We start from the raw sequence: 18,380 nt of genomic DNA on the forward strand, positions 1-18,380 counted from the left end.
CTGAATGAACGTGGTGGTCAAATGTTTTTCGCGAGCAAGCTCGCTCCTACCATTAAAGAGTGGTCAGGGCTGGAACCACTCACTGCGCTCGCTGAAGGTGTTGTGGATCAGCTCGACGATCATCTGTACCTGCGCGTCCCCCCGGGACTGCGCATTGACCGCCATCCACACCTGGCGCTGCATCGGCCCGTCAAACAACCCCGGCAACGCAATCAGGCCACGGTCGAAGCGGCTCATGTAGCCGGGCAGCAAACCGATGCAGGCGCTGCAACGAATCATCTCCAGCAGCAGTTCATAGGAATGCAGCTGCACGACACCCGCCAGGCGTTCGTCGGCCAGCGCATTCCACGGCACGAAGCTCTCGACCTGCCGGTGAGGCTGCCATTGCACCAGCATGAAGTCGGCAAGGTCATCGAGGCTGTCCGGGCGCGATGCCGTGCGTGAATAGCGCTTGGCGATGTGCGGCAGGTAATCGAGCCGGGCCAGTCGCTGCGGTTCGCTGACGGCAAAGCTCGGCCCGGGCAACGGCGAATCAGTGCCGCCGAGCCACACCACCACGTCGGCACTGACCGCTTGCAGGGCCAGCTCGCTGTCGAGGCTGATGATGTCCAGGCGCACGCTGGCGTTGCGGCGCAACAGCGAAACCAGGTCGCGGCCGAGAATGTCATGCAGGATCGACTCGGCGACCGCCAGGCGCACCAGCGGTTGTTCAATCACCGGAAGATCCCGTTCATGGGCCAACGCAATCAACTGTGCCTGAAGTTGCAAACCTTCACGACTGAGGGCGATGCCATTCTCGCAATGACTGAATAGCGAGCACTTCAGTTGCGCTTCGAGCGAGGACAATTGTTTGCGCAGCAGAGTGGCCTTGATGTTGAGACTGCGAGCGGCCTGCATGAAGCAACCGCAACGGGCGCTGACCATGAACGCCTGGGCCAGCAGCGGATCCAGCGTGGCGGCTTGTCCCCGCAGGGATGGCGTGGTGTCCAGCGGCGAACGGTGCTCGGCAGAGCCTGGTTGCCCTGCGGTTTCCATGAGTGACATCGAAGACTCCCTGTCGATGTGTCCTTTGAAAACCTTATCCTGCGCAACGTTCATGAATCTGGTGTGACAGCCCCGTCATCCGCTAGGCGTTTGGCGAAAACTCACCGCCAGGCGATTCCAGCTGTTGATCGTGGTCACGGCGATGGTCAGGTCGACCATCTCGCCTTCACTGAACTGCGCCCGTGCCTCGTCGTAGACGTCGTCCGGCACATGGCTTTGCGAGAGCAGCGTGACCGCTTCGGTCCAGGCCAGCGCCGCGCGTTCCCGAGGGTTGAAGAAACCGCTGTCGCGCCAGACCACGATCGAATACAGGCGCCGGTCGGTCTCGCCAAGACGCCGGGCATCCACCGAGTGCATGTCGGTGCAGAACGCGCAGCCATTGAGTTGCGAGGCGCGGATTTTGATCAGGTGCAGCAACGCCGGCTCGATGCTCAGGTTGCTGGTCAACGCCTCCATGGCGATCATCGCTTTCATCGCTTTGGGCGACGCGCTGTAGTAATCCAGACGGGAAGTCATGGCGTGCCTCATGGATTGATAGATGCCTATCAAGGTAGGCGCTGAAGCGCTGGCGTTACAGATCCAATTTGGCGAAATACCGGTGGACCACCACGCAGTAGGCCAATCTGCGGTTTTTCAGCCACACAACTACTGCGCATTGGCGCTTGCGGGTAATCTGGCGCGACGCACACGCGCCTCAATCGCCCCCAGGAGCCCCGCCGGTATGGAACTTCATGTTGTCATCAACGGCCGCAAGGACCTGGCAGGCCAGTTGTACAACCAGCTGCGCAGCGCCATCGAATCCGGTCGCCTGGCAGCCGGCACGCAGCTGCCGCCCAGCCGCCTGCTGGCCGAACAGTTGGGCATTTCGCGCAAGACCATCTCCGACACCTACGCCCAGCTGACCTATGAAAACTTCCTCACCGGAGTGATCGGCAAAGGCACCTACGTCAATGCCCGCGCGGCGAAAACCCTGCCCAAGCAAAGTCATTCTCAGCTGGCGAGCGCCGAAGTCATCGAGTCGTGGCGCAACCTGCCGGTGTTTTTGCGTCATCCGACGCTGGAAGGCTCGCTGCGTTATGACTTCATCGGCGGCGCCACCAGCAAGGGGCAGTTTCCCCAGGATGACTGGCGTCGCTGCACCTCCCACGCCTTGCGCCAGATGGCCGGTTCAAAAGGCTTCTACAGCCTGCCCGAAGGCCTTCCGGCATTGCGCAACGCGATCGCCCGCCACATCGCGTTTTCCCGGGGCGTGAACTGTCAGGACGAAGACGTGGTGGTGTGCAACGGCGCGCAACAGGCGCTGGACCTGATCTCCCGGGTGATGACCCGCCCCGGCAGCATTGTCGCCATGGAAGACCCCGGTTACCCGCCGGCGCGCCTGTTGTTCGGCAGCCACGGCGCCACGGTGATCGGCGTGCCGGTGGACGGTGAAGGCATTCAGGTCGACAAAATCCCCCTCGGTACGCGACTGATTTATGTCACGCCGTCGCATCAGTTTCCGCTTGGCATGCCGATGAGCCAGGCGCGTCGGGTGGCGTTGCTGGAGCGCGCCTACGAGCTGGGCGCGATCATCATCGAGGACGATTACGACAGCGAATTCCGCTACGAAGGCCGGCCCACCGACTCGCTGCAAAGCATGGATGAGCGCGGCATCGTCGCCTACGTCGGCACCTTCTCGAAAACCCTGCTGCCCGAGTTGCGCCTGGGCTATGCGATTTTGCCGCCGGCGATTCTCGAAGCGGTGATCCGCGCCAAACAGCTTACCGACCTGCACACCTCCACCCTGCCCCAGTGGGCACTCGCCAAATTCATCGCCGAAGGCTGCCTGCTCAAGCACATCCGCCGCTGCCATACGATCTATGCCGGCCGCCGGGATCGCATCCTGGCGCGCGTCGCCGGGGACCTGTCGCCCTGGCTCGAAGCGGTCCCGAGCACGGCCGGTTTTCATATGGTGCTTATGTGCAAAGTGCCTATCGATATGCCATTGCTGATCGAACTGGCGAGAAAGGTCGAAGTCGGGCTGTATTCGATCGACACGTTCTTTTACCAGCAAGCCCCAAAAGACGGGCTTCTCATGGGGTTTGGCGCTATTGAGACCCTGGATATCGACAGCGCTCTGGACCGGTTGCGGGACATTTTGCAGCAGATCGCCTGATGGATTGGTCTGGGTCTTTATCCGGCGATTGGCTATTGGCGGTCCGGGGTCACAGGCCTATCCTGCATAAGCGTTATCCCTCAATGAGCAGGATTCGTCCGGCCTGATTCAGGAGTGTGAGTAATGTCCAACGAAGTGATCAACACCGTAAAGGTACAGGCCGTCGCTGGCCGCTCGGATGAACTGGGCAAGCAACTGCAAAAGATTGTCGAAACCCTGCGCGAACTACCGGGCTGTGATTCCTATATGGTCGACCGCTGCCCCGAGGACAGCAACCGCTGGAACGTCAGCGCCCGCTGGCAATCGGAAGCGGCCATGCAATCGCATTTCAACACCCCGCAGGCTCAAGGCTTCATCGACCTGATCGATTGCCAACTGGCCAATGCCGTGGACTTCAACAGCTTCCCGATCCGCTAGATCCCCCGGCTTGCTGGCGATCACATCACCACGGTTTGTCAGATACACCGAGTTGATGCGATCGCCAGCAAGCCGGCTCCTACAGGTTTCGTATTGCCATGCGGAAATCTGGTGGTCGATTGGTCCCCTGACCTTCTCGTAAATTGGCTGTTTGATTGCAGTCACCAGCGGACTAACGTTGTTCCTGACAACTAACCACCGCAGGTGACGAACATGAAAGCTTTGCGTTTACTGGCTGCCCCCCTCGCCGTTCTGGCCTTGACCGTTTCGGCCTCGGCATTCGCCCACGACCCTTCGGAAAAAGTGACGGTGCTACAGGACGAAGCGCTGAAGAACGTGCCCGGCAAAAAAGCGATGATGATTGAAGTCGACTACAAACCTGGCCAATCCTCCATCGCCCACAAACACGAAGGCACAGCAATGGCCTACGTGCTGTCGGGAGCGGTCACTTCGCAAGTCAAAGGCGAAAGCGCGAAAACCTACAAGGCGGGCGAATATTGGTACGAACCTGCTGGCTCGGAACATCTGGTCTCGAAAAATGCCAGTGCAACCAAGCCCGCCAAACTGTTGGTGTTCATGGTGTTGTCGCCAGACGAGAAAGTGTTGATCCCCTTGGAAAACTGATAGCTGAACCTACAGCCATAAATAAACAGGCCCGAATCATGGATTTGGGTCTTTTTATGTCCGGGCGAAATTAACCCTCAACTTTTAAAGCAAACAAAACTATTGGTCACCGGATATCCAGGAGAATTGGCTATTTCATTCGGCAAGCACAGGTTTAGTCTGGAATCACTGCCGAAGTTCGGCAACTACTTCCCGATCCAAGTTGTTTCGCTGGAGAAACACCTATGAAACTTGCACTTGTCAGCACCCTGACGATAGCGGCTGTGTTAACCGGATGTTCAATTCCCACCGCGCCGACGGCTGTTTCTTCGCTGGATGGCCTCTTCACCTCGCCCGTTGGCCGCAGCAATGCAGTTCACGTCACCGGTGGCAAAGAGGTGTCGCTGGGCATCGTCTACAGCCGTAACACCCAGACCAACCGTGCCTACCTGCAGGACTACCAGGCCAACGCCGGCACCGGTTTCGGCCAGAGCTTGCTGGTGCAACCGATTCATGACGCCTACGTCGCCACCTCCAAACCCGACCTGGCGGTGGATTGGGTCAAGGCGTCCTTGCAACGCCAGTTCGGCTCGGTGACGGTGTACCCGGACATGCAAAGTCTCAGGGCCGCGAAGCCGGACGTGGTGGCGATTGTCGATACGCGCAGCCAGTTGATCACCTCGCGCAGCTCGGATGTCAAAGCTGATGTGAGCGCGGATTTTTACGATGCGAACTTCAACTACATCGGTACTGCGCAAGGGCATGACGCCAAAGCATTGAGCCCTGTTTGGGCAGACTTTAAACGCAGCGAAGAAATAGTGGCGGATATTAACGAACAGCAGAATGTGCAAGTTCGGGCGCTGCAGAAGTTTGACCAGTCGCTCAGTAATTTATTGACCGGACCGACAGATAAAGTGTCGATGATTGATATCCCATCCGTTCAAAAGTTGTATTGAGGCGAATGGCCCCATCGCCGGCAAGCCGGCTCCTACAAGTTTCGTGTACGACATAAAACCTGTAGGAGCCGGCTTGCCGGCGATGAGGCCCGCCCAAACACTCCAAAACGCCCAGACAAAAAAAAGCCCCGCCTCTTTCGAGGCGGGGCTTTTTTCATTCAGCGACTGATCAGGCCGCTGGTTCCAGCTCGGCGCTAACGGTAGCAGTAGCGGCAGGCACCACTGCTTGTCCGCTCAACGCCAGGTCCAGCAACTCACGGTTGGCGACCGCGTACATGGCGTAATCGGTGCCGCTGGCGGCACGGATTTCCACCAGCATGGCGCGCCAGCGTTCGATCATGCCTTTGTGCTCTTCCATCCACAGCGCCAGGCGTGTTTCCACGTCCTGAGTACCGTCGCCCTGTTGCAGGACGGAGATGGTGATCGCACGTTGCTGCCAGTCCACATCATCGCGGAACGCTTCACGGGCCAGGGCCTGCCAGTTGTTTTCAACCGGCAAGGCGCTGATCTGTTGCAGGTACCAGGTGATGTCCAGCGCGCTGCCGACCGCGAAGTAAGCCTTCGCCACGTCTGCAGGGTTCTGGCCAGTCACGTCGGAGGCCTCGATGATCGGCAGCAGCGTGTACAGGTGCGAAGTGCCCGCCACCATGCGCGCGAGCAACTCCGGCACACCGGCTTCGACGTACGCCTCGTAGCGGGCCTGCCAGTTTTCGTGGATTTCGCCACTCAGCAGTTCGTCGAGCTTGAGACCCAGTTCCTTCAGGTGCGGACCGAAATGCGCGACGTCACGGGCAGCGTTCTGCTCGTTGCGGCGGGCACGCAGGAACCAGCGCGTAGCGCGACGGCCCAGGCGCATCAACTCGTCCATCAGTTCCAGTTGCACGTCAGCGGACACCTGGTAGTCCAGGGCTTCGATCTGACGGAACCAGTGCGGGAGGTGGAAAATGTCACGCACGATCACGTAGGCGCCAGCCACGTTCGCCGGGCTCATGCCGGTCGACTCTTTGAGTCGTTGAACGAAGGTGATGCCCATGTGGTTGACCAGGTCGTTGGCGATCTGGGTGCTGACGATTTCGCGCTTCAGACGGTGACGGCGCATGGCTTCGGAGAACTTGCTCACCAGGCTCGGCGGGAAAGCGGTTTCCATGTCGCGGGTCAGGTAGTCGTCATCCGGCACCAAGGAATTGAGCAGCGCTTCCTTGAGGTCGATCTTGCTGTAGGAGATCAGCACCGACAGCTCGGCACGGGTCAGGCCGTGGCCTTCCGCGAGACGTTCGTTGATCGCTTCTTCCGACGGCAGGAACTCGATGGCGCGATCCAGCTTGCCGCGGCCTTCCAGATCGTTCATCAGGCGCTTGTATTCGGCAATCCGCACGAAAGCACGGCGTGCTGCCAGGGACAGCGCTTGAGTCTGCTTGTAGTTGTTGCCCAGCACCAGGTTGCCGACTTCGTCGGTCATGCTCGCCAGCAACTGGTTGCGTTGCTTGTCGGTCATGTCGCCGGCCTGAACCACTTCGTTCAGCAGGATCTTGATGTTCACTTCGTGGTCGGAGCAGTCCACGCCACCGGCATTGTCGATGAAGTCGGTGTTGGAACCGCCGCCATTGAGACCGAATTCGACACGACCCAGCTGGGTCATACCGAGGTTACCGCCCTCGCCCACGACTTTGCAGCGCAGTTCGTTGCCGTTCACGCGCAGTGCATCGTTGGCCTTGTCGCCGACATCGGCGTGGCTTTCGCTGCTGGCCTTGACGTAAGTACCGATGCCGCCGTTCCACAACAGGTCTACCGGTGCCTTGAGCAAGGCATTCAACAGTTCGGTCGGGGTCAGCTTGTCAGCCTTGATGTCGAAGCGCTCTTGCATCTGCGGCGAAATCGCGATGCTTTTCGCGCTACGGGAGAAGATCCCGCCACCTTCGGACATGATGCTGGTGTCGTAATCCGACCACGCCGAACGTGGCAGGTCGAACAGGCGCTGACGCTCGGCGAAGCTGTTCGCCACTTCAGGGTTTGGATCGATGAAGATGTGCAAGTGGTTGAACGCAGCGACCAGTTGCAGCTTGTCGGACATCAGCAAGCCGTTACCGAACACGTCACCGGCCATGTCGCCGACGCCCACCACGGTGATGCTGTCTTCCTGGACATTGATGCCACGCTCACGGAAATGACGCTGTACGCCCACCCACGCGCCCTTGGCGGTAATGCCCATTTTCTTGTGGTCGTAACCGGCGGAACCACCGGAGGCGAACGCGTCTCCCAGCCAGAAGCCGTAGTCGATGGCGATGCCGTTGGCGATGTCGGAGAAGGTTGCAGTGCCCTTGTCCGCCGCGACCACCAGGTACGGGTCATCGTCGTCATGACGCACGACGTTGGCCGGCGGAACCAGCGCGCCGTCTTTCAGGTTGTCGGTGATGTCCAACAGGCCCGAGATGAAGATGCGGTAGCAGGCGATGCCTTCGGCCGCGATCTCGTCACGGTTGCCGCCCAGTGGCAGGCGACGCGGCAGGAAGCCGCCCTTCGCGCCGACCGGCACGATGACCGAGTTCTTCACTTGCTGGGCTTTTACCAGGCCCAGGACTTCGGTACGGAAGTCTTCTTCACGGTCAGACCAGCGCAGACCGCCACGAGCAACGTTGCCGAAGCGCAGGTGCACGCCTTCGACGCGCGGCGAGTACACGAAGATTTCGAACTTCGGTACTGGCTTCGGCAGCTCTGGAATCTGGTGCGGGTTGAACTTGAAGCTGAAGTAGGACTTGTTCTGACCGTGGGCATCGGTCTGGTAGAAGTTGGTCCGCAGGGTCGCCTTGATCAGGTCGAGGTAGCGACGCAGGATACGGTCTTCGTTCAGCACCTGGACGTCGTCCAGAGCGGTCAGAATCGCGTGTTCCAGGCGTTGCTGCTTGTCGTCGAGGTCATCGCTGGTGAGCTTGCGCGCCAGGTAGAAGCGGGTCTTGAACAACCGGGTCAACTCGCGAGCGATGTCGGTGTGGTTGTTCAGGGTGCTGGCGATGTAGCCCAGGTCGAAGCCCAGACGGATCTGCTTCATGTAACGGGCGTAAGCGCGCAGCAGCGCCACGTCGCGCCATGGCAGACCGGCGGTCAGCACCAGGCGGTTGAACGCATCGTTCTCGGCATCGCCACGCACGATGTGGACGAAGGCGTCCTGCAAGGTGTCGTTGAGTTGCTGGATGTCGAGTTCCAGGCCTTCGGCGGCGGTGAACGCGAAATCGTGAATCCAGAACTCGCGGCCATTGGTGTGGCGCAGGCGATACGGGAATTCACCCAGCACGCGCAGACCGAGGTTTTCCAGGATCGGCAACACGTCGGACAGAGCCAGCGGGGTATCGGCGTGATACAGCTTGCAGTGCAGCTCGCGCTGACCGGACACCTGACCCAATGGCTGATAGAAGCTCATGACCAGCGGGTTGGCTTCTTTCAGGCTCAGCAGGTGCTGCATGTCGACCACAGCGGAGTGCGCGGCGAAACGCTCGCGGTAGCCGGCCGGGAAGCCTTTCGGGAAATCCGCCAGCACGTTGGTGCCCTGGGCTTCGCCGAAGGTTTCGACGGTCAGGGCCGAGTAATCGTCCTGCCAGCTGCGGCAGGCCTGGATCACTTCGTTTTCCAGTTGCAGCGGGTCGATGTCCAAGCGGTTTTTCGGGTCAACGCGCAGGATCAGTTGCACGCGGGCCAGCACGGACTCGGAGAAGAAGGTCCAGAACTCGCAGTCCGAGGCTTTCAGGCGATCCATCAGCACTTGCTGGATCTTCTGGCGCACTTCGGTGGAGTAGATGTCACGCGGCACGTAGGCCAGGCAGTAGCAGAAACGGCCGTACGGGTCTTTGCGCAGGAAGACGCGGATCTTGTTGCGTTCCTGGATCTGCACGATCGACATCACGGTGCTGAACAGCTCGTCCACCGGGGTCTGGAACAGATCGTCACGCGGCAGCACTTCGACCACCTGCGCCAGTTCCTTGCCCAGGTGAGCCTTGGCCTGGAAGCCGGAACGGCGTTCGATTTCCTCGACCTTGCGACGGATGTACGGAATGACCCGCACGCTCTCGCCATACACCGACGAGGTGTACAGGCCCATGAAACGGCATTCCTTGATGACCTTGCCGTCGGCGTCGATCTCGCGGATCGACACGTAGTCCGGGTAGGCCGGACGGTGAACACGGCTTGGGTGTGCAGCCTTGGCGAACGACAGCAGGGTCGGTTCGCGCAGGTAGTTCACGGCGTAGTCTTCGATGCGCAGGTCATCGTAGGTCAGGCCGGTGCGCAGCAGTTTGGTCAGGCCGAGGAACGAATCCTGGTCGTAGACGATGTGGCCGCCGTCGACTTCGTCGCGCACCACGAACTCTTCATAGCCCAGGAAGGTGAAGTGGTTGCCCACCAGCCATTCCAGGAAGCTTTTGATTTCAGCTTTTTCTTCGCCGTCGACAGCAAATTTGCTGTTGTCGAGGCCGGCCAGAATTTCCTGGACCTTGGCTTTCATCGGCTCGAAATCGGCGACCGCAACGCGGACTTCACCGAGAACCTGTTCCAGCTCTTTGCTCAACACGTTCAGTTCGGCCGCGTTGGCGCAACGGTCGATTTCCAGGTACATCAGGGATTCTTGCAGGATCCCTTCGCCCTGGGTGCCTTTCGGCAGGATTTCCAGCAATTCGCCCTTGCTGCCGCGGCGCACGCTCAGCACGGTGGTTTGCAGGGTATGAATGCTGTAGCCGCGACGGTTCAGCTCGGTACGCACCGAGTCCACGAGGAATGGCAGGTCGTGGTGCAGCACTTCGACCGCGGTGTGGGTCGACTGCCAGCCGTGACGTTCGTAATCAGGGTTGTAGACGCGAACCTGTGGTTGCGCGTGATCGAAGCGCTCAAGCAGGCGCCACGCAGAAAGGGTGCAGCCAGCGAGGTCGGACAGCCGACGCTGGGTCAGCTCGTCAAGGGAAATGATGCCGAAGAATTGTTCAGCGAACAGCGCCACTTGTGGCAGTGCCTGTTCACTGATGTGCTGCGCCAGTGCCGCTTGCAGTTGGTGCTGGAAGTCGGCTTTGCTGGCTGCGGTGAAGAACGCCATCTGTGGTACTCCGCTTGGGCTTGTTATTGATGGAAGCGTCGCGTGCAAAACCCCTGTCAGGGGCTACCCGTCACCCTGTTCCTGATTCTCGGGCAGAGGAAACAGGGTGACAGGTGGGTGAAGCTGGACGAGACACTCAGGTCACATTCACCTTCCGTGAATGGGCATCTGCAAAAACGACTGGCAAACCGATAGCGCAATGTCTTTACAGGTGCTCATCCGTTGCGCAGCTTAACCAGTGCGGCAAGGCCGGTGCTTGCAGCGCTGCGACATATTCGGTCATCGGCACGCAGCCAACGCCCTGCGCATCGGACAACACTAGCAGCCGTGTAGGAAATTGGGCGTTTTATGCCCGGATTTACGGCACATTCGTATCAGAAATGACCAGCACCACCCCGTGCGTTCACGACACATTCTCTGACAGTCAGCCAAGCAGAAATTCCCGAGGGCTGGCAGAATCGCCTTTTTGTCGTGTTCACAACGCTCGTCGAGCCAGGATTTCCCCATGCAAATGACCACCTCCCTGTTGATCGTCAACCCGTATGACGAGGAAGAAGACAACATGGCCATGCTCGCCTGCCACAGCGACCAGGGTGAAATGTTCCTGATGAGCCGCTACCCGGACGAGGACGAGCTGGAAATCACCCTCGACGGCGAGCCTTCGACCCTGGACGGCGTGAAAGTGACGTTGAGCCCGACCCGCTTGCTGATCGAGATCGCCGCGGCGGATGCGGATGCGCTGAATGGCGATGATTCGCTGGAGATCACCTTCAACCCGGACATGGTGGATATGGCTGAAGTTGTGGAGACGCTGAAGAACATCCTTGACGGTACCGGCACCTTTATCAGCCAGATTTGAGGGGTTTGATCCGCCCTCATCGCGAGCAGGCTCACTCCTACAATAGAGCGTCGTACACCCTCAATGTAGGAGCGCGCCTGCTCGCGATGAGGCCCGAAAGCGCGACACCGCTCCGCACCCGACACAAATCTCCAACACTTTCACCCATCTATTCCCGCACTTTGCACAAAATGCCGTTAGTCGCCGCCCCCCGCGATGGATTAAAGTAACGCCCCCAGCCCTGGCGTTATTCGAACGTCTTCGGTCACCCTTTCCAGGAACAGTCATCGATGGAACATCGTGAAGCGCTGCTCGCGCTGCGAACCTTTCTTTCAACGCAGATTCTCGGCCAGGAAAAACTCATCGAGCGCTTGCTCATCGCTTTGCTCGCCGACGGCCATATGCTGGTCGAGGGCGCCCCCGGCCTGGCCAAAACCAAGGCCATCAAAGAACTCGCCGAAGGCATCGAAGCCCAGTTCCATCGCATCCAGTTCACCCCCGACCTGCTGCCAGCCGACATCACCGGTACGGAAATCTATCGCCCGGAAACCGGCAGCTTCGTGTTCCAGCAAGGCCCGATCTTCCACAACCTGGTCTTGGCGGACGAAATCAACCGGGCCCCGGCCAAGGTGCAATCGGCCTTGCTCGAAGCCATGGCCGAGCGCCAGGTCAGTGTCGGGCGCAGCACTTACGAGCTGTCGCCGCTGTTCCTGGTGATGGCCACGCAAAACCCGATCGAGCAGGAAGGCACCTATCCGCTGCCCGAAGCCCAGCTCGACCGCTTCCTGATGCACGTGAAAATCGGTTTCCCGGATGCCACCGTCGAACGCCGCATCCTGCAACAGGCCCGGGGCGAAGCCCTGAACGGCGAAACCAAACCGGAACGCCGGGTCAGCCAGCAGGCGATCTTCGCCGCCCGCAAGGAAATCCTTGGCCTGTACATGGCCGACGCCGTGGAGGAATACCTGGTGCAACTGGTCATGGCCACGCGCACCCCGGCCAAGTTCGACCCGGAGATGGCCGAGTGGATCGCCTATGGCGCCAGCCCGCGGGGTTCGATTGCCCTGGACCGCTGCGCCCGCGCCCACGCCTGGCTCGCCGGCCGCGACTTCGTCAGCCCGGAAGACATCCAGGCCGTGCTGTTCGACGTGTTGCGCCACCGCATCATTCTGTCCTTTGAAGCCGAAGCCGCTGGCATCGACCAGGACCGGGTGGTCCAGCGGATTCTCGACGTCGTAGCCGTCGCTTGACCCCGATGAACGCCATCCTGCCGCCCGAGCCGGGCGTCCGCGTCAGCCTCGCCGAGCTGATCGAGATGCGCCATCGCGTGCGTGAAGTGCAGCTGTTTTCCACGCCGAGCCAACGCAGCCCGCTGATCGGCCTGCACCACTCCAAGCTGCGTGGCCGTGGCGTCGACTTCGATCAGGTGCGGGTCTATCAGGCCGGTGACGACGTGCGCACCATCGACTGGCGTGTCACTGCCCGTACCCAGGAGCCGCACACCAAGCTGTTCCATGAAGAACGCGAACGGCCGATTTTCATCATGGTCGAGCAAAGCCGCCGGCTGTTCTTCGGTTCCGGGCTGATGTTCAAGTCGGTGCTCGCCGCCCAGGCGGCCAGTCTGATTGGCTGGGCGGCGCTCGGTCATAACGACCGGGTCGGGGGGCTGGTGTTCGGCGACAACGAGCACTACGAAATCAAACCGCGTCGCAGCAAGCAAAGCCTGCTGCAATTGCTCAACCGGCTGGTGCGGGTCAATCAGTCACTGCACACCGAAACCGAGCAGAACCGCGATTCGCTCAATCTCGCCCTGCGCCGCGCCCGTGAAGTGTTGCGCCCCGGCAGCCTGGTTATCGTGATCTGCGACGAGCGCGCGCTGACCGAAGGTTCCGAGCAACAACTGAGCCTGCTGTCGCGTCATTGCGACCTGCTGTTGCTGCCGCTGTCCGATCCACTGGACCACGCCCTGCCCGCCGCCGGCCTGTTGCGTTTCGCCGAACGCGGTGCGCAGCTGGAACTCGACACACTGAACTACGACTTGCGCCAGACCTATCGCGCCCAAGCCGAAGCACGCATCGCCCGCTGGGAACTGCTCGCGCAGAAACTGCGGGTGTTGCTGATGCCCCTGAGCACCCAGAGTGAAATGGTCGAGCAACTGCGCGAGTACCTGAACCCGCAGAAACCGGGGAAAGCTCGATGAGCAGCCTCGATCAACTGCAACCACTGATATCCCCGCCACCGATCGCCTTCTGGCCGCCGGCGCCGGGCTGGTGGCTGTTGCTGTTGTTGCTGCCGCTGATCGGCTTCGGCCTGTGGAAAGCACGGCGCTTCCTGCCGAACAAGCGGCCCATCGTGCGCGCCGAACAACCGCTGGACCCGGTGCGCATCGCCGCGCTGGCCGAACTGGCGCTGATGCCCAAACCCTATGACGGCGCACCGGCCGGTGCGTGGCTGCAACAGCTCAACGGCCTGCTCAAACGTCTGTGCCGCAACCACTATCCCTACAGCCAAAGCCACACGCTCAACGGCCGCAAGTGGCTGGCGTTCCTCGACAACCGTTGCCCCGCCGCCGGCCTGACGCGCTGGATGGTACTGGTCGAAGGGGCCTACAAACCCGAATGCAAACTCGACGACAAGGCCATCGCCGGCCTGACTCAAGCCGTCGATACGTGGATTCGCAAACATGTTTGAGTTCGCCTGGCCGTGGATCTTCGCCCTGTTGCCGCTGCCGTGGCTGATGCGCATCGTGCTGCCGGTGGCCGACAGCGGCGAACCGGCGCTCAAAGTCAGCTTCCTCAGCGACCTCGAAGGCCTGGCCCGGCGCCGTGCCCGAGCCAATCTGCCGGCCTGGCGCCAACAGGCGCCGTTCATGCTGCTGTGGTTGTTTCTGCTGATCGCCGCGGCGCGCCCGCAATGGCTTGGCGAACCACTGCCGATTGCCGCCAGTGGCCGCGATTTGCTGGTGGCGGTGGACGTTTCCGGGTCCATGGATTTTCCCGACATGCACTGGCAGGACGATGAAGTCAGCCGCCTGTCGCTGGTACAACATTTGCTCGGTGATTTTCTCGAGCACCGCGAAGGCGATCGGGTCGGCCTGATCCTGTTCGGCAGCCGCGCTTACCTGCAAGCGCCATTGACCTTTGATCGACGCACCGTGCGGGTATGGCTCGATGAAGCGCGTATCGGCATCGCTGGCAAGAACACTGCCATCGGCGACGCCATCGGTCTCGCGCTCAAACGCCTGCGCATGCGTCCGGCGCAAAGCCGCGTGCTGATTCTGGTCACGGACGGCGCCAACAACGGCGGCGAAATCGACCCGTTGACGGCCGCGCGGCTGGCGGCCCGGGAAGGCGTGAAAATCTACCCGATCGGCATCGGCGCCGATCCCGAGGAAAGCGGCACCGCCGGATTCCTTGGCATCAACCCGAGCCTGGACCTCGACGAACCGGCGTTGAAGGCGATCGCCGCTGCCACCGGTGGCCAGTATTTCCGCGCCCGCGACGGCAAGGAACTGCAAGCGATCAAGGACACCCTCGATCAGCTGGAACCAGTCACCCAACAACCGACCCAGGCCCGCCCGGCCCAGGCGTTGTATCACTGGCCGCTGGCGATGGCGCTTCTGCTGAGCATGCTGCTGGTCGTGCGCGAACGCTGGCCGGATAACCCGTTGCAGCGCCTGTTCACCAAGGACCTGTTCTTGCAGACGCCACTGCCTGATTGGCGCCAACGCCTCAAACGCCTGCGTTTGCGGAGGCGCCGATGAGTGCGTTGTGGCCGTACTGGTTCCGCCCCTGGTGGCTGCTGCTGTTGCCGCTGCTCGGCTGGTTGCTCTGGCAGCTGTGGCATCGACAGAAACGCGCCGGGCGCTGGCAGATGATTCTGCCACCGGCCTTTCATTCCGCGCTGCTGAGTGGCGGCAACGGACGCGACAGCAAATTGCCGTGGGTCGCCCTCGGCGTCGCGTGGTTGCTGACGGTTCTGGCGCTGCTCGGCCCGAGCTGGGAGCGTGTCGAACAAAACAGCCAGAAGCCGGCCGATCCGCTGGTGGTGATTCTGGAACTGACCCCGGAAATGCTCGCCACCGACGTGACGCCAAACCGGCTGGAACAGGCTCGACGCAAACTGTTCGACTTGCTGCAGAACCGCAGCGACGCGCAAACCGCCATCGTCGTCTACGCCGGCAGCGCGCACACCCTGGTGCCGCTGTCGGATGACCTCTCCACCAGCCGTAATCTGCTGGATGCGCTGAAACCGTCGATCATGCCGCAAGCGGGCCATCGCGCCGATCTGGCGGTGACCAAAGCCCTGGCGTTGCTGAATCAGGCGGCCTTGGGCGACGGACGAATCCTGTTGGTCGGTTCGGCCTTGAATGACCTGGAACGCGAAGGGATCCAGCAGGCACTGGACGGCAAGTCGACTCAGTTTTTGATGCTCGGTATCGGCACTGCTGAAGGCGCACCGATCACCCAGGAGGACGGCAGTTTCCTCAAGGATGAACAAGGCGCGATTCTTGTGCCGCACCTGGATGAGCCGGGCCTGAAAGCGTTCGTCAACGGTCTCGATGGGCGCTATCGCCATGCGCGACTGGATGACGGCGACCTGCGCGGTCTCGGCTTGCTGGATGGCCCGCGGCATTTGCGCAACGACGGCCAGACCCTGCGCCTCGATAGCTGGGCCGATCAGGGCTACTGGCTGTTGTTGCCGCTGTTGCTGCTGGCGGCTTGCGCCGGTCGGCGCGGCTGGTTGTTCTGCCTGCCGCTGTTGTTTCTGCTCCCGCAACCGAGCTATGCCTTCGATTTCGAAGACTTGTGGCTGCGTCCCGATCAACAGGGCCTGCACTTGCTGAAGAAGAAACGCCCGGCGGAAGCCGCGCAGCATTTCGAGGACCACCAATGGCAAGGCGTCGCGCTTTATGAAGCCGGCGACTACAGTGGCGCCGCCCAGCGGTTCGCCGAGGCCGATGACGCCCACGCCCACTACAATCGAGGCAACGCCCTGGCCAAAAGTGGTGATCTTGAAGCGGCGCTGGACGCCTACGACCAGGCGCTGGAACGTCAGCCTGACCTGCGCCCGGCACTGACCAACAAGGCGTTGGTGGAAAGCCTGCTCAAGCAGAAGAACGCCCCGAAACCTCCCGAGCCGGACAAAAACGCTGCCGAGGAGAACGGCACACCGCAGGAACCGCCATCCGGCGCCGCCACCCAGCCGTCGAACACTGGCGAATCCCAGTCCGACGCCCAGGCCAGTACGCCAGACGCGGAACAGTCGGAGACGACACCGCCACGCCCCGGCACCAACGAGGTGCCCGGCAGCGAGTTGGGCGACGAACAGAGCACCACCCCGCCCCTGCGCCCGGCCAGCGATGCCATCGATGCCATCGATGCCGAACAGCGCCAGGCACTGGAGCAATGGCTGCGCAAGATCCCGGATGACCCGGCTGAATTGCTCAGACGCAAATTCTGGTACGAACAGCAACAACATCAGGATCAGGAAAAAACCCGATGACCCGCTTCACCGCTTTGTTTCTCGCTCTGTTTTTCTGGATGGCACAGGCCCTGGCGGCGGAGCTGGTCGCCAGTGTCGATCGCAGTCGCCTGAACTCCGGCGAAACGGTCGAACTGACCCTGGAATCCAACGACGTCACCCAGTTCGGCAAACCTGACCTGACGGCGCTGGAACCGCTGTTCGAGGTGCGCGGCACTCGTCAGGTCAACCAGCTGACGACGATCAACGGCGACAACCGCGCCACCACCCGCTGGATCATTACCCTGCTGCCCCGGCAGAACGGCAGCGTGGTGATTCCGGCGCTGCAACTGGGGGACGCGCAAAGCCAGCCAATTACCTTGCAGGTAGTGGAAAGCGAAACCCAGGACAGCAAGAACAAACTGGCCCCTGTGTTCATTGACGCCAGCCTCGATCAGAACAGCGTGTACGTGCAGGCCCAGGCGATCCTGACCCTGCGCATCTACCATTCCGTCTCGCTGTATGACGACAGCAGCCTGACGCCGTTGCAGATTCCTGATGCACGCATCGAGCAGCTCGGTGATTCACGCACCTACGAGAAAGACATCAACGGCCTGCGCCACGGCGTCATTGAGCAGCGCTACGCGATCTATCCGCAACACAGCGGCGAGTTGATCATTCCTGCGCAGATATTCAGCGCCACGCTGGTGGACGCGCAACCGGCTCAGGACGTTGAATCCCAAGTGCCGAAATCCGGCAAGCTGATGCGCGTCAGCTCGGTCGAACTGCTGCTGACCGTCAAGGCCAAACCGGCCACCTACCCCGCTGACCTGCCTTGGCTGCCGGCCCGAAGCCTGAGCCTCAGCGAAAGCTGGAGCCCGGAACCTGACCACGTGCAGGTCGGCGATTCGCTGACCCGCAGCCTGACGCTGAAGGCCGAAGGCCTGGCCAGCTCGCAGCTGCCACCGTTGCCGGCGACCGATGTCAACGGCTTGCGGCGTTATCCGGATCAGCCAGTGCTGGTCAACCAGAACAGCGAGCGCGGCCTGATCGGCAGCCGCGAGGACCGGGAGGCGCTGGTGCCCGTGCGCAACGGTGATGTCGAGCTGCCAGCGGTGGACGTGGTGTGGTGGAACACCTTCGAGGACCATCTGGAACACACCAGCCTGCCGGCGCGAACCCTGTCGGTGGCGAACAATCCGGGAATGATGGTCGATGCCCCGGCGGGTACAACGCCGGTGGTTTCCGCAGCCGACACCGAAGCGCTCTGGTGGTGGAAGCTCAGCACGCTGATCCTGGCCTGCACCACCCTGCTGGGCTTCGGCCTCTGGTGGCGCGCCCGCTGGCAACCGGCGATTCTGCGAGCCGCCCAGACCGGCCCGAGCCCACGCACCGTGCTCGACGACCTCAAACGCGCCTGCCAGGCCAACGACCCTCACGCCACCCGTCAGGCCCTCGACGCCTGGGCCCGACAACAACCGGAAACCCTGGCCGACATGGCCGCGCGATTCGTGCCGCTGTCGGATGCCCTGGATGGCTTGAACGGCGCGCTGTACAGCGAAACCGGCCAGCATTGGCAAGGTGAAGAGTTGTGGCGCGCTACACGGGCCATCCCGATTGCCGAACGGACCCACGACCCGGTCGGCGACAGCGGCCTGCCACCGCTTTACCCGAAGTAACCCCGAACCGATCCCGAATCCCGCGCCGCCTGTCAGGACGCTATCGCCGGCAAGCCGGCTCCTACAGGTTCCGGGTGCACGCGGAATGGCGAACGACACAAACCCTGTAGGAGCCGGCTTGCCGGCGATCCGATCCTGAATTTCACGCAGT

14 protein-coding genes are annotated in these 18,380 nt (G+C 61.5%); 11 read left to right on the forward strand and 3 right to left on the reverse strand.

The genetic code is table 11. The features are described from left to right. Positions 1 to 63 precede the first annotated feature (63 nt). Complete coding sequence (locus ACF6ZU_RS28205; protein WP_392889101.1) at positions 64 to 1,044, reverse strand: LysR substrate-binding domain-containing protein; 981 nt, start codon at positions 1,042 to 1,044, stop codon at positions 64 to 66. Between the two features lie 75 nt (positions 1,045 to 1,119). After that, positions 1,120 to 1,560 carry a carboxymuconolactone decarboxylase family protein gene (locus ACF6ZU_RS28210; protein WP_392889103.1) on the reverse strand — a complete coding sequence of 147 codons (441 nt, stop codon included), beginning with the start codon at positions 1,558 to 1,560 and terminating at the stop codon, positions 1,120 to 1,122. A 205-nt stretch (positions 1,561 to 1,765) separates the two neighbouring features. Here ACF6ZU_RS28210 and ACF6ZU_RS28215 point away from each other — a divergent pair, with 205 nt between their 5' ends. The 4 genes from ACF6ZU_RS28215 to ACF6ZU_RS28230 all read left to right on the forward strand — a co-directional run bounded on the left by ACF6ZU_RS28215 (position 1,766) and on the right by ACF6ZU_RS28230 (position 5,175). Next, complete coding sequence (locus tag ACF6ZU_RS28215; protein ID WP_392889105.1) at positions 1,766 to 3,199, forward strand: PLP-dependent aminotransferase family protein; 1,434 nt, start codon at positions 1,766 to 1,768, stop codon at positions 3,197 to 3,199. 123 nt (positions 3,200 to 3,322) lie between these two features. After that, a complete protein-coding gene (locus ACF6ZU_RS28220; RefSeq protein WP_392889107.1) occupies positions 3,323 to 3,616 on the forward strand; it encodes a putative quinol monooxygenase in 294 nt (97 codons plus the stop codon). Between the two features lie 213 nt (positions 3,617 to 3,829). Next, on the forward strand, positions 3,830 to 4,240 hold the full coding sequence (locus ACF6ZU_RS28225; protein ID WP_392889109.1) for a cupin domain-containing protein: 411 nt from the start codon (positions 3,830 to 3,832) through the stop codon (positions 4,238 to 4,240). Positions 4,241 to 4,464: 224 nt separating this feature from the next. Further along, positions 4,465 to 5,175 carry an ATPase gene (locus ACF6ZU_RS28230; RefSeq protein WP_392889111.1) on the forward strand — a complete coding sequence of 237 codons (711 nt, stop codon included), beginning with the start codon at positions 4,465 to 4,467 and terminating at the stop codon, positions 5,173 to 5,175. Between the two features lie 169 nt (positions 5,176 to 5,344). Here ACF6ZU_RS28230 and ACF6ZU_RS28235 read toward each other — a convergent pair whose 3' ends face one another. Next, positions 5,345 to 10,249 carry an NAD-glutamate dehydrogenase gene (locus ACF6ZU_RS28235; RefSeq protein ID WP_392889113.1) on the reverse strand — a complete coding sequence of 1,635 codons (4,905 nt, stop codon included), beginning with the start codon at positions 10,247 to 10,249 and terminating at the stop codon, positions 5,345 to 5,347. 505 nt (positions 10,250 to 10,754) lie between these two features. Between ACF6ZU_RS28235 and ACF6ZU_RS28240 the strand changes: the two genes are divergently transcribed. The 7 genes from ACF6ZU_RS28240 to ACF6ZU_RS28270 all read left to right on the forward strand — a co-directional run bounded on the left by ACF6ZU_RS28240 (position 10,755) and on the right by ACF6ZU_RS28270 (position 18,229). Then, entirely contained in the window at positions 10,755 to 11,108 is a 354-nt protein-coding gene (locus tag ACF6ZU_RS28240) for a hypothetical protein (RefSeq protein ID WP_392889115.1), read from the forward strand. A gap of 269 nt (positions 11,109 to 11,377) precedes the next feature. After that, the gene (locus ACF6ZU_RS28245) at positions 11,378 to 12,337 is read left to right on the forward strand and encodes a MoxR family ATPase (RefSeq protein WP_053158878.1); all 960 of its coding nucleotides are present in this window, start codon (positions 11,378 to 11,380) and stop codon (positions 12,335 to 12,337) included. A 5-nt stretch (positions 12,338 to 12,342) separates the two neighbouring features. Then, a complete protein-coding gene (locus ACF6ZU_RS28250; RefSeq protein ID WP_392889118.1) occupies positions 12,343 to 13,287 on the forward strand; it encodes a DUF58 domain-containing protein in 945 nt (314 codons plus the stop codon). Next, entirely contained in the window at positions 13,284 to 13,778 is a 495-nt protein-coding gene (locus tag ACF6ZU_RS28255; protein WP_392889120.1) for a DUF4381 domain-containing protein, read from the forward strand. Before ACF6ZU_RS28250 ends, ACF6ZU_RS28255 begins: the two co-directional genes overlap by 4 nt. Further along, the gene (locus ACF6ZU_RS28260) at positions 13,771 to 14,850 is read left to right on the forward strand and encodes a vWA domain-containing protein (protein ID WP_392889122.1); all 1,080 of its coding nucleotides are present in this window, start codon (positions 13,771 to 13,773) and stop codon (positions 14,848 to 14,850) included. Before ACF6ZU_RS28255 ends, ACF6ZU_RS28260 begins: the two co-directional genes overlap by 8 nt. Next, positions 14,847 to 16,592 (forward strand): tetratricopeptide repeat protein, encoded by a 1,746-nt coding sequence (locus tag ACF6ZU_RS28265; RefSeq protein WP_392889124.1) that lies wholly within the window; start codon positions 14,847 to 14,849, stop codon positions 16,590 to 16,592. The genes ACF6ZU_RS28260 and ACF6ZU_RS28265 overlap by 4 nt, the downstream gene beginning before the upstream one ends. Continuing rightward, positions 16,589 to 18,229, forward strand: a complete 1,641-nt coding sequence (locus ACF6ZU_RS28270) for a BatD family protein (protein WP_392889126.1) — start codon at positions 16,589 to 16,591, stop codon at positions 18,227 to 18,229. Before ACF6ZU_RS28265 ends, ACF6ZU_RS28270 begins: the two co-directional genes overlap by 4 nt. Positions 18,230 to 18,380: the final 151 nt, after the last annotated feature.

Origin of the sequence: Pseudomonas migulae (assembly GCF_043225285.1) — a bacterium.
Lineage (GTDB): Bacteria > Pseudomonadota > Gammaproteobacteria > Pseudomonadales > Pseudomonadaceae > Aquipseudomonas > Aquipseudomonas migulae_C.